Source organism: Bacillus cereus group sp. BfR-BA-01379, from assembly GCF_022663605.1.
Lineage (GTDB): Bacteria > Bacillota > Bacilli > Bacillales > Bacillaceae_G > Bacillus_A > Bacillus_A mobilis.
On the sequence record NZ_JAKUFT010000045.1, the window covers coordinates 1 to 12,458 of the forward strand.

Below are 12,458 nucleotides of genomic sequence, written 5' to 3' on the forward strand. Positions count from 1 at the left end.
TCTTATTACAATCGTCTTTTCTAAATCATTTATAAAGGGGCAAAAAACTAATGAAATTTAAAGTATTCTTTTTAACCATTACGATTCAAAAAACTAAGTTCTCCGACAGTGAAATATTGCATGATCATCAAATCAATAAAGCTATGGAAGATGTAAAAGAACGTCAAAGTCACTACTGTAGCCATCTATAATTCCTTTCGAAAGGAGGAATGTATTATGAAGTTTCACCTTTTCTTTTTAACAATTACAATTCAGAAAAAAAACTATTCTGAAGCTGAATTAAAACAAGAACAACAATACAAACAGGTTATAGACGAAATTCGAGATCGTAGAAGCAAATACTACTCTCACCTATAAACCTTTAAAATATAAAAATTGAAAGGAGTCGATTATGATGTTGATAGCACGTTCTAAAGAAATGATTTGGATAGTTCAGAGGGATTCCACATAGTTTTATAGACATAATATCACACAAGTATATCGTTATATTTGATGTGTAATAAATATATAATAAAATTAGACCCTTGCACTTTTAATTTCGAGTAATCAAACAAAAGATACACCACTTAAAAAGCGGTGTATCTTTCTCAACATATACTATTTTCGATTACTTCGTTTCGTCTTAAACAGTCTCACTAAGTTCGATACAACTGTTTTCGTTACTGCATAAACTGGTACTGCTAAAATCATTCCGATAATTCCCGCAAAATTACCTACCCCTAAAATTAAAATAATAATTGTTAACGGATGGATATTTAATTTTGAACTCATAATACGCGGTGAAATGATGTTACTTTCAAACTGTTGTACAATTGTTACGATAATAATTACGTACAACGCTTGCATCGGAGATACGAACAGACCCACAATTACAGCTGGTGCTGCACCGATAAATGGACCTAAGTTAGGAATGATATTTGTAAATGCTGCTATAATTCCTAATACAAAAGCGTACGGTAAATCGATAATTAAATAACCGATAAAAGTAAAAGCACCTACAAATATACAAACGAGCGCTTGCCCTTGAATATATGCAGATAATGTTTCATTCGTTTCCTTAATGATGCGAAGTCCTTCTTCACGGTAAGATTCTGGTAATAGACTTACTGCTTTACCTGGAAAGGCATGTCCATCTTTAAACATATAAAATAAAATGAATGGTACTGTGAAGATAACTAATGCAACGTTCGTGATAATACCAAATAAAGCCGTTGCACTCGACGTAATTGTGTTTGGTATATCCTTTAAGTATTCAATCGCATTTTTCTCAATTGTTTCAATGGAAACATAATTTTGTGTAGATAACCATTCAAATAATCTGTGATGGGATAAATCTTGTATGTATAGTTTTCCCTCTTTAATATAACCTGGCATATTTTTTACTAAGTCCATTAGCTGTTGTGAGATTGTTGGAACAACAACTCCAACTCCAACCGCAGTTAATGTTATGATAAAAAGATATAACAGTAAAATCGCTAAATTTCTAGGTACTTTTTTATTCTCCAAAAAGACTAACAATGGGTTAAATATGAAGTATAAAAATAACGCGATTAAGATTGGGAAAAACAACGTCGATATGAAGATACCAATCGGTTGAAATAAAAACGATATTTTTGTGCAAATAAATATGATCGCTACAACCATTAGCACTTCTAATGTCCAAAAGTGCACTTTCGATTTCAAAAAAACGTCCTCCTTTAAACTAGCACTTCTCTTCATTGTACCAAAATAAGCAAGAATTTCACATAATATTTTCCTTTACAATATTCCAAAATACCAATAAATACACTACAATGAGATTACATACAAATTTGCAGGTAAAGGTGATAAAAATGACACAATGCATCATTTGCAGAAAAGATACGAAAGAACTTAGTGAACAATATGTCATCCCAGAAATATTATGTGGATATTATTTCACAAACTCTATTTGTGATACTTGCCATGAACAAATGACAACAAATATTGACCGTCCCTTAATTCGACATAAATTAAGTCAATTTAAGATTGAGCAAATGAAAAAACAAATTGATTCTCCTCTCTATACGAATAAACACGGTGAGGAACTTGCGGCTGCTGAGACAGATGTTGTTGAAGTAAGTGATGAAATACTTTATTCCAATGCATTAATTATGAAACTATGTAAAAAGCACGATATTTCACTACATAATGAAATTTGGAAAGAAGAACGTGTCACGAAAGTAGCTAGCTCTATCCAACGTGAATTACTTTTAGATAACCGTAAATACAAAATGAGTGTATTAAAAATGGCTTATACTTTCGCTGTCCAAGCTGTTGATGGCTATTTTGAAGATCCAGACGCGATTGATATTTCTAACATTCTATCAAATGCGGATTTCATCGAATTAAAAGAAAAGAGCATTGTCCGCGATTTAAGCAAAAGTTCTTTATGGAATACATTAAATACAAATAGCGAAAACCATTACTTTATTTTATTAAGTGATAAAGATGGCCTGTTCTGTTTCATTCGTCTATTTGATATTTTTGACGTTGTCGTTCATTTATCAGAAAAGAGATATGAACTTTCATCGCCTATTGTCGGCGTAAATAATGTAAGTAAGCAGGAATTTTATGTCCAAACTTTAAAACAGTATATGGATGGGCTATTTAAAGAAAAAACTCCTTCTATTTAATCAGAATCAGAACATACGGTCTCCTTTCTTGATGAAAAGACACTGTGTTATAATAAGTATGAAAAGAACAATACAATCACATAAACCAATTATTAATTGTATATAAATAAAAAAGACTAGTGTGCGGCTACACACTAGTCCACGTAACTTAGCAGATTGGATTGTTCATTTATCCTATTTGTTTCTTACAAACAAAACAACCCACATTCTATTGGCATAGGTGGGTTGTTATTTTTTGAGCTTGTCTATTAAAACGACGACGAACGTTAACAATGCAACGAGAAACAGTCCACCCTGCAGTAGCAACGCTATTTCACTCACGTATTATCACCCCCCTCCTACTTTGGAGAAGTGATAATTGAACAACCAACCGTACCTTAAGTTACTATTTAATTTTACCATATTTTCTAATAGTTTACGATGAAAACCCGCAAGTGAAATACTTGCGGGTTTATTATCCCGTATTAACAGGCAGTAAACAAAATAAAGCAAAACATAGGTGAAACTTTAATCCTCACTATTTTTTTAATGCATATGCATCCGCAATCATTTCACCAACAATTTTATTTTCTTGTTTATTCTCGTCTTTCAATAATGGGAATAATAATTCTGCTACTTCATACGCTTCTTCTAAATGCGGATATCCCGATAAAACAAACGTATCAATTCCTAAAGCTTCATATTCTTTTATTCTATTTGCTACTGTATGCGGATCTCCTACAAGAGCAGTACCTGCACCACCCCTTACAAGCCCTATGCCAGCCCATAAGTTAGGACTTATCTCTAACGACTCTCTCGTACCTTTATTTAAATGAGTCATTCGTTTTTGTCCGACTGAATCATATCTGGCAAATGTTTTTTGAGCAAGCTCAATTGTTTCATTATCTACATATCGAATTAACTTTTCAGCCTCTTCCCATGCTTCTACCTCTGTTTCTCTTACAATTACATGTAATCTGATGCCGAATCGTACCGTACGCCCCTTCTCTTCTGCAAGCCTTCTTACTTCTTTTATTTTCTCTTTCACTTGCTCTGGCGGCTCTCCCCACGTTAAATATACATCACTATGTTCAGCTGCAACTTCTTTACCTGCAGCAGACGATCCGCCAAAATAAATTGGTGGATACGGTGTTTGAACAGGAGGAAATACAACTTTACTATCCGTAACTTTAATATGTTTCCCTTCTAAAGAGATCGTTTCACCTTGTAAGGTCGATTTCCAAACTTTTAAAAATTCATCCGCTGCTTCATACCTTTCATCATGTTCAAGATATAATCCATCGCCATGCAATTCAACAGGATCTCCTCCAGCTACTACATTAATAAGTAACCTCCCATCTGAAATTCTATCAAATGTCGATGCCATCCTCGCTGCAACTGTCGGTGACATAAGTCCTGGTCTAACTGCTACTAAAAATTTTAATTTCTCTGTTTCGGCTGCAAGTGCCGATGCTAATACCCATGGATCTTCACACCCTTGACCAGTTGGAAGCAACACACCTGTATATCCTAAATAATCAGCTGCCTGTGCAACTTGCTTATAATAACCATATTCAGCTGTCCTTCCTCGTTTTGTCGTCCCTAAATATCGACCATCTCCATAGGCTGGAATAAACCATAACAAATCCATATCTTTACACATCCCTTATTTTTATTAATACGTATACTGAAATAATCTATATAAATTACCCCTAATAATTTATATGTTAATTCCCTGTCTCCCCTTTAAAATTATCTCGCCATCTCAAAAACTTTACTTCTAGTAAACGTACGAGTGAATCAGAAAACTTCCCGACAAATGCAAAGATAATAATACCGACAAATACGATATCTGTATTTGAAAATTGCCTTGCATCCATAATCATATAACCAATACCTTCTGTAGAGCCCATAAGTTCTGCTACCACTAAACTCACCCATGCAACCCCTAAAGATAATCTTGCTCCAAGTAATAGGTTTGGCAATGCGGCAGGTAAAATCAATTTCGTAATTAATTTTCTTTTACTAAACTCTAACACTCTCGCAACATCAAATAATTTTGAATCTACACCTCGTATCCCTAAAAACGCGTTTACGTATAAAGGAAAAAATGCGCCGTCCGCAATTAATAATACTTTCGATGTTTCTCCAAAACCGAACCATAGTACGAAAAGCGGTGCCACTGCTAAATGGGGCACAGTTCTTAACATCTGTACAGACGGATCTAAATATTGCTCACTTCTCGTTGAAAATCCAACAATGGTTCCTAAAATAATTCCTAAACTCCCGCCGATAAAGAAACCAGCCGCAGCCCTAAATACACTAATACTTAAATGACCGAATAACTCTCCTGTTTTTATAAGTTCTTGAAAAGCTAGAAATATATCTAATGGCGTCGGTAAAACTGTTTTAGAAACGAAATCGAATACGCCGGCTAACTGCCAAATAATTAATACGATAATTGGTATAGTAATTGCTCTTACTAGCACTTTTATATTCGTCTTTCGCACTTTCTTTACATTCTTTTTGGCAATCGTTATACCTGCTGGTTTCATAACAGCTTTCGTATTCTCCAATTTACAAAACCTCTTTTCATTTTGCCTTTAACGCTTTTTCTACGTAAGAATTGTCTACAACTTTATCTGTCTTTATTTCTTTCTTTATAGAACCGAGCTTATATTGAAAATCCGCTGTCTTTTGCTGTTCAGTTATTATTTCTTTCGTTACTGGAACTAAAATTGGCTTGTCGTGATCAAATACTTCTTTTACAATTTCAGCATCTATTTTCTTTGCAGAAGTATATATTTTTATCGCTTCATCTAAGTTTGACTCTTGCCATACACGTGCCTTTTCATAAACTTTAAGGAATTTCTCAACTAATTCTGGATGTTCTTTCACAAATTTTGTTCTCGCAATTAAGAATTCTGGAGAAGAAACATTTAATTGTTCACCATCTGTAATAACCTTGGCACCTTTATTTAATGTATGTAGCGAAATGAATGGATCCCAAATTGCCCATGCATCTACTGATCCGGATTCAAATGCCGGCTGTGCTTCATCTGGCTGCAACTGAATGACATTTACATCTTTCGTATTGATACCTTCTTTATCTAATGCTCGATATAATAAATTAAATGCGCTACTTCCTTTTGCTACTGCGATTTTTTTACCTTTTAAATCTTTTACACTCGTAATCTTGCTATCTTTTTGTACAAGAATACCTGTTCCTTTTCTCGCATAACTTGTATTAGCAATTTCAGTAAATTCAATACCTGCTGCTTGCGCGGAAATAACTGGAGAGTTGCCAACTTCGCCAAAGTCTAATCGATTTGATGCGATTGCCTCAAAATAAGGAGGTCCGCTTTGGAACTCTGTCCATTTCACCTTAACTCCTTCTTTTTTAAACTCCTCTTCAAACCATCCCTTTTTCTGTGCCAGTAAGAGCGGGCTTAACCCTTGTTGTATACCTATTTGAATGGTTACATCTTCTTTCTTACTACTTGCTGTACTTTTTTCACACCCTAATAAAAATAAAGATATAGCTAATGCAAAAGAAAGAACTTTGCCTTTTTTATTCATATATAATCCATCCTTTCCTATATACTCGTTTGAATCAGTCCCCCGTGTTCAAACTGCTGCAATATTTTCGTACGAATTTCTTGGAATAATTCCGAAGTTTTACTACGTGGATAAGGTAAATTATTTTCAATCACTTTATGTATTTTTCCAGGCTTTGCACTCATGATGATTATTCGGTTTGAAAGATATATCGCTTCGTCTATATCATGAGTAACAAATATCATTGTTATTTTCTTCTGCTCCCAAATATTCAACAATACTTCTTGCAAATGACTTCTAGTAAAAGCATCAAGTGCCCCGAATGGCTCATCAAGTAATAATACATTCGGATCTCTTAATAAAGCTCTCGCAATCGCAACACGTTGTGACATCCCGCCTGAAATTTCTTTCGGATAAGATTTTTCAAAACCGTCTAATCGAACGATTTCAACCCATTCTTTTACTTTATCTTTTACATACTTATCCTTTAACGACAAATCTGCAGCAATATTTTCTTCAACTGTTAGCCATGGAAACAAGCGGTGTTCTTGAAAAATAAATCCTTGTTTCTTACTCGGTTTTACGATTTGCTCCCCATCGATAACAACTTTACCTTCAAATTCGTCATCTAATCCAGCAACAATTTTCAAAAGCGTACTTTTTCCGCAACCACTCGGTCCGATTACAGTGACAAGGTCCCCTCTCTCTAATTGAAAATTAATATCTTCTAATACTTGGACCGTACCAGTTTGTTTCGAAAAATATTTTGATACTCCATTAATTGAAACAGTCACTTCTTCCCCTCCTTGAAATGATTCATTCAAATGAATAGATACAACATTTGTATAATAAAAAAACCAAAGGCATTTCATCTTGTAATGAAATGCCTTTGGTTTCTCCAATCAGCTATACGTTATAGAATTAACTACATATTATACAAATTTTTCCGATAAGTCAACTAGGTTTTAATAAACGGTATTTATTTATAAAAATGTTAGCAGTTTCTGAAATGATATTCGGAAGCGATTCTTGAATTGTATTTTTCACCGTATGAAGAGCTTTTTCTACATATCCATCTTCAAAATGTTCTAACGGCTCAGGTAATTCATCCTCATCCAATATAAATAATTCTCCACTTGGAAGTACCATAATATCAAGGATTAGATCTTCAAAGGATACCACTTCATCCGTTATATCAGTATTCTTTACAATATTAAAATAAGAACCTAGATAACTCCCATCCTGATCTCTCCAAACGTATAAATTATATGGACGATTCCTCCAGTAATATGCAACTGTATAACTTCCTTTCGGGATCGTTAACTTCGTATCGTTTGCTGCCATTGTAAAAGAGTACTGTACTTCATGGTATAAAACAATTTTATCTGGCTGCGTTTCTATTAATAAACAAGCATGATCTACAGTTGTAGCATCATAGCGAATTTTTCTTTCAATAATTTCAATCCCTGACGGACGTAAGCAACTCATGTTTTAAATGCCCCTTTTATTTTAGTTCTTTCATTATATCCCTTTATATTTCCACTAAGAAAGCGTTTAGTCAATTCATTCATTCATTGTTTTTTAAGTTAGAATTTATATGATTTCATTTTCTACTTCACAAAAAAGCTCCTTCTAAGTTAGAAGGAACTCCAATAGCATTATTCATGTTTCAACTTCTCCGTAACCATATCATAAAATTTCCGTTCCTCATCAACATTTAAGTGAACACGACTTACAGTTTTAGAAAATCCATATAACAATCGCGCCTTCACTGGCTCTTTTAGTGTTATTTCAAATGTTGGAGGTTCCTTTATAAATTCCATCACAGTTGCGTCAAGGACCTCTTTCTCTTTCTTTAAAGATTCTCCTTTATAAAACGAAATTTTATCAATTTGTGTAAATGGTATAACAATTTTCTTTCCTAATCCGATTTGAATGATTATTTGTTCTTCTGTAATGATAATCGGATTTTTACGCATTGCTTGTATTTCAGCTAAACAATAAACCATTCCGTATACGTTTAAGACAAGTAAAATCCATGCTACTACTGGATTCCATTGATGAAGCAAATAATGAAAACCGATACTTTCTATTAAGGTAGCATGAATGATCATGATATATACACCTATTGCACCAGTCTTTTTGTGATAGGTGTATACAGATTCACCTTCCGGTACTGTTGCACGCCACGATAAAAATGCATAATAGATTAACTTACACTCTGTTACAATGATATCTACTAATTTATTTCTTTCCATAGTAGCATCAAACGCTGCATCAATCGCATAAGAAAATGGAGAACACTCTCTTTTATATTCTTTATATTTTTTTATTATGTTAGGCAGCATTCTAACGATTTTATAAAGAAGGAATAACTCTAAGCATACAAACGCAATTTCTCCTGCAACTATAATATAGGAAACGTACGAAAAAGCTTGAAAATAGTCATTTGGAATAATAAACCTTGCAAATATATACCCGGCTATTACGACAGGTATTATATACGTTAACGAATATCTTTTTCGAATAATAAAGAAATACGTAACGACTGGAACTACAAACATACAATCTAGCAAAGAGCCAAGCACTACTTCTTTCGGAGCACCTGGTACAATTGGAAGAGCATACAATAAATAGTTTGATAACAAGATGAAAGATATTAATCCAAACCAAATACCTTTTCGCCTTCGTGATAGTTCGACATTCATACATTCACCCTCTATTTAAAAACCTCGTCTAAATGGTCTTTATAAAATGAAATGGCACGTTCATATTCTTTTACTTCCTCTACTTTCAAAACTGTTTCAAGTAATAATTTCATTGCGGATTCATGATCGTTTACGTTATATTTTGCTAATGACAAAAATACTTTTATCACATCATTATCCGGAAACTGCTGCAAAGCTGTTTCTAAAACTGTAATTGCTTTATCATACTCACCTATACAACGATATGTACTGCCAAGACCGATATATGCGCCGCAAAGTGACTCACCATCAAGACCATTTGCAATTGCCTGTTCATAATACGGCAAAGCCTCCGTTTCAAGTCCCATTACATCATGTATCCAGGCGCATTGAAACAGCACTTCGGCATCCCGCGTAAAGTTTGTTAACCCAATAAGTATCTCTCTCGATTGTGCATATTTCTTTTCATTTCTTAGTTTTATAGCTTGCTTTAATAAATGTTCCATAGAATCCACTCCTCACCAATTATGCTATGTATCCATCTTAAATGGTTAACGTTTGTGTAAAAGTAAAATTCCCATAAATTAAAGTTTCGCTTACCTATATATATTATACAGATTCATTCTTATCCAAATACTTAAAATTATAAAACAGTAATGTGATTACATAGTACTTCTAACCTTTTGACAATTTCTTTGGCTGTTTCATCTTTGCCGTTACATAACTTCCCTTTACCGTCTTGTCCAATTACGTGGTGTACTGCTCCGCGCGAATATAAAGAATGTGGTGAATTCGCAATCATTACACTTGCCTTCGCTTCTTCCATTCTTTTCTTTGCTCTTTTAAACAGTTCTTCTTCATTTATATCACTTTCAAGTTTAAAGCCAACGAGTACCGTTTCTGAATCCCACTCTTTTATTTGTTTTAATACTTTTGGAGCCTTTTGAAAATGAATAATTGGTGCTATATCACTTGGAATTTTCCCATTCATATCAAGAACATTACCTTCTTGATCACAAATTTTGTCTACAATCCAATCTGATCCAGCGGCTGCCATAATAACCGCATCTACTTTTTCATGCGTAATTATACTTTTCATTTTATCTTGTAAATCAACAATTCCTTCAAATGGATGTAATTCCAATTGATTATTTATATCGTTAGGTTTTTCAGCGAAATAACCGTGTAAATAAATAACATATGCCCCTTTATTTATAAGCTCTTCGGCGATTATTCTCCCAATTGTACCTTTTGCCATATTCGTATGCCCACGTACTTGGTCCCATTTTTCTAAACAACCACCACTCGTAATTAATACCTTTTTCCCCTTCATTGTAACCATCCCTTACTGATTTTTCTTACGAAACCATTCTGTTCCAAAGTCAACGATATCTCGTTGCTTCATAAGACGGCACGTTGCATTTCCTATTTTTCCATTTGTTACAGTTCCTTTTCGCTCAAACTCTACACCGATTTCTACAAACTTATCAGAATCGTAATCCATATCAACAAACTCTTTCCATACTCTTTCCCCATTCTCTATAATTGGTGCCCCTACTTTTATTAACTCACATGCACCAGTACGTACTTCAGATAAATGAACAGACGTATTGGAATCATATCCAACACCAATTAATAATATGTATCCGTCTAAATCGTATATTTTTCTTAATGGAGATTCCTCTCCTAAACTCATTGATAGCGACTGATTCATCGTTATTTCTTCTGCATGCTTTCCCCATGCAGCAAAACTTCCTAACGGATGGTTACTACGTACTACATTCGGATATGTACGAAAACATTCCACTACTTTTCCCATTGCTCTTGTTGGTGTTATATGTGGCTCAAATGCTGGTACATTATCCCTGATAATCTGCCACCATTCTTCAGGTACAGGTGGTCTTGACCAATGTTTTGGATCAGATAAATCTGAAGATTGCGTCGGCATAATAATTGTTCCCTCTTCCGTAATCACTTTCATTAACGCCTCTACTACCGCAACCGCTCCGCCAGATACCCAGCCAATCGAACTTAGCGAAGAATGTACAATTACCGTCATTCCTTTTTCTAGCCCTAATTTTCTTAAATCATTTGAAATTGTTTTGATTGTATTTGGCAATGGTGTACTTGCCACTATATCATTCATTTTCACGATTGTTCCCCCATTTTTTTAAAACTACTACATACATATATTATCATATTTTTCTTAATTTTTAACTTAATCATTTTTCATACTTATAAAATAGCGAACTATAAAAACAAATTGATTTTTAACATATACAGAAAGAACGTTTAATACCTCTTAAAAACGTGTAGTTTTTATCAATTAACAAAATATTTTTCAAATCAATTACAAATATAACACCAAAAAAAAGAATCACATATTATGTTAGTGATTCTTTTTCTATAAGATAACGATGCACCATTTCAACAAAAAAATGGCATATTTAATTTTAAAATGTGTTTCTTATAAATATTTTTCAATTTATGTATTTAAGCCTCGAACTTCAGGAACATTTGAAGTTATTTTTGCCCTTGTAGTTGCTCTACTATAGTTTTCGCCTGTGTATCAAGTCTCTGAGCCGCTTTACCAATACCATTGAATTCATGAACTGCTTGTTCTATACATGAGTAACTTTCAGTAACTCTCTTTTCTGATTGAAGGGTCCCTGCACTAATCTTTTGTACCTGTTTGGTTATATTCTCCACATTAAAGTGTACATCTGTAGTTACAGTTTTAACTTTATTTGCTAAATTACGAACTTCATTTGCAACAACATTAAAACCACTACCATAGGTACCAGCATGGGCAGCCTGAATTCCAGCATTTAAGGCCAATAAATTAGTTTGTGTGGCAATTTCATTAATCGTTTTTACCATGTCGCGTATCATATTAGTTTGTACGTTAAGCTCTTGTAATAACTTCATATTGTCATTAGTTTGTTCGACTATTTGTTTAATGGCCGCGGAAACCATATGACTACGCTTAATCCCTTCTTGCGCACGTTCCTTTAGATTTTCCGCCATTTCTTGCAATTCAAGTGTTACCTTTGCCGTTCCATTCTCACGCGCAGTAATATCTGTAGCGACTTTAATAACCGCTTGAATTTTTCCATTCTTATCTACAACAGGGGTATATGTCGCTTCTAGCCATATAATTTTCCCTTGTTTAGTGATTCTCTGTATTTTCCTTTGAAATGAGACTCCATTCCGAAAATTTCTCCAAAAGATATCATATTCTGGACTTTGAGCAAACTGTGAAGTACAAAACTGACGATGATGACTGTTTAATAGTTCATCCACTTCATAGCCCATTGCATATGCAAAATTATGATTTGCCCATATTACTTTTCCATAGGGATCAAACTCAATCATAGCTAGTGAACGTTCTAATGCAGCAAGTACCTCCCCTTGATTTAATACTTGTGTACTAAGTGAAATAGTTTTTGAAATATTATCACTCTTCATATACTTCTCTCCATTTCAAAAAATTAAATATCATAGCATCTCCCATTAAATATACCACTATCGAATTATACTAATATTTATATAATTTGTCCCACTTTAATTAATACGCTCT

Annotated in this window: 15 protein-coding genes; 3 read left to right on the forward strand and 12 right to left on the reverse strand. The window is 33.9% G+C overall.

Going from position 1 to position 12,458, the window contains the following annotated elements; translation table 11 throughout:
• Positions 1-50: 50 nt before the first annotated feature.
• Entirely contained in the window at positions 51-191 is a 141-nt protein-coding gene (locus MR113_RS17215; protein WP_000669812.1) for a YrzI family small protein, read from the forward strand.
• 25 nt (positions 192-216) lie between these two features.
• A complete protein-coding gene (locus MR113_RS17220; RefSeq protein ID WP_088321443.1) occupies positions 217-357 on the forward strand; it encodes a YrzI family small protein in 141 nt (46 codons plus the stop codon).
• 240 nt (positions 358-597) lie between these two features.
• On the opposite strand, the gene MR113_RS17225 is transcribed toward MR113_RS17220, so the two are convergent.
• Positions 598-1,683: an AI-2E family transporter gene (locus tag MR113_RS17225; protein ID WP_000837880.1), complete on the reverse strand. Its 1,086-nt coding sequence runs from the start codon at positions 1,681-1,683 to the stop codon at positions 598-600.
• A 149-nt stretch (positions 1,684-1,832) separates the two neighbouring features.
• Here MR113_RS17225 and MR113_RS17230 point away from each other — a divergent pair, with 149 nt between their 5' ends.
• Positions 1,833-2,654 (forward strand): HNH endonuclease, encoded by an 822-nt coding sequence (locus MR113_RS17230; protein WP_242255742.1) that lies wholly within the window; start codon positions 1,833-1,835, stop codon positions 2,652-2,654.
• A 228-nt stretch (positions 2,655-2,882) separates the two neighbouring features.
• On the opposite strand, the gene MR113_RS17235 is transcribed toward MR113_RS17230, so the two are convergent.
• From MR113_RS17235 to MR113_RS17285, 11 genes are all read right to left on the reverse strand, one after another.
• Positions 2,883-2,975 (reverse strand): putative holin-like toxin, encoded by a 93-nt coding sequence (locus tag MR113_RS17235; protein WP_001289320.1) that lies wholly within the window; start codon positions 2,973-2,975, stop codon positions 2,883-2,885.
• Between the two features lie 196 nt (positions 2,976-3,171).
• Complete coding sequence (gene ssuD, locus MR113_RS17240; RefSeq protein ID WP_242255744.1) at positions 3,172-4,284, reverse strand: FMNH2-dependent alkanesulfonate monooxygenase; 1,113 nt, start codon at positions 4,282-4,284, stop codon at positions 3,172-3,174.
• A 76-nt stretch (positions 4,285-4,360) separates the two neighbouring features.
• On the reverse strand, positions 4,361-5,209 hold the full coding sequence (locus MR113_RS17245) for an ABC transporter permease (protein ID WP_242255746.1): 849 nt from the start codon (positions 5,207-5,209) through the stop codon (positions 4,361-4,363).
• Between the two features lie 16 nt (positions 5,210-5,225).
• The gene (locus MR113_RS17250; RefSeq protein ID WP_242255748.1) at positions 5,226-6,212 is read right to left on the reverse strand and encodes an aliphatic sulfonate ABC transporter substrate-binding protein; all 987 of its coding nucleotides are present in this window, start codon (positions 6,210-6,212) and stop codon (positions 5,226-5,228) included.
• A gap of 17 nt (positions 6,213-6,229) precedes the next feature.
• Positions 6,230-6,985, reverse strand: a complete 756-nt coding sequence (locus MR113_RS17255) for an ABC transporter ATP-binding protein (protein ID WP_242255749.1) — start codon at positions 6,983-6,985, stop codon at positions 6,230-6,232.
• Between the two features lie 160 nt (positions 6,986-7,145).
• Positions 7,146-7,679 (reverse strand): ribonuclease FAU-1 family protein, encoded by a 534-nt coding sequence (locus tag MR113_RS17260; RefSeq protein WP_242255751.1) that lies wholly within the window; start codon positions 7,677-7,679, stop codon positions 7,146-7,148.
• Between the two features lie 170 nt (positions 7,680-7,849).
• Positions 7,850-8,899 carry a hypothetical protein gene (locus MR113_RS17265; RefSeq protein ID WP_242255752.1) on the reverse strand — a complete coding sequence of 350 codons (1,050 nt, stop codon included), beginning with the start codon at positions 8,897-8,899 and terminating at the stop codon, positions 7,850-7,852.
• Between the two features lie 11 nt (positions 8,900-8,910).
• A complete protein-coding gene (locus MR113_RS17270) occupies positions 8,911-9,384 on the reverse strand; it encodes a tetratricopeptide repeat protein (RefSeq protein ID WP_132132568.1) in 474 nt (157 codons plus the stop codon).
• Positions 9,385-9,521: 137 nt separating this feature from the next.
• On the reverse strand, positions 9,522-10,211 hold the full coding sequence (locus tag MR113_RS17275) for a phosphopantothenoylcysteine decarboxylase domain-containing protein (RefSeq protein WP_242255753.1): 690 nt from the start codon (positions 10,209-10,211) through the stop codon (positions 9,522-9,524).
• Positions 10,212-10,223: 12 nt separating this feature from the next.
• A complete protein-coding gene (gene aacC / locus MR113_RS17280) occupies positions 10,224-11,024 on the reverse strand; it encodes a BA2930 family N-acetyltransferase (protein WP_144612071.1) in 801 nt (266 codons plus the stop codon).
• 377 nt (positions 11,025-11,401) lie between these two features.
• Entirely contained in the window at positions 11,402-12,346 is a 945-nt protein-coding gene (locus MR113_RS17285) for a methyl-accepting chemotaxis protein (protein ID WP_242255755.1), read from the reverse strand.
• Between the last annotated feature and the right edge of the window lie 112 nt (positions 12,347-12,458).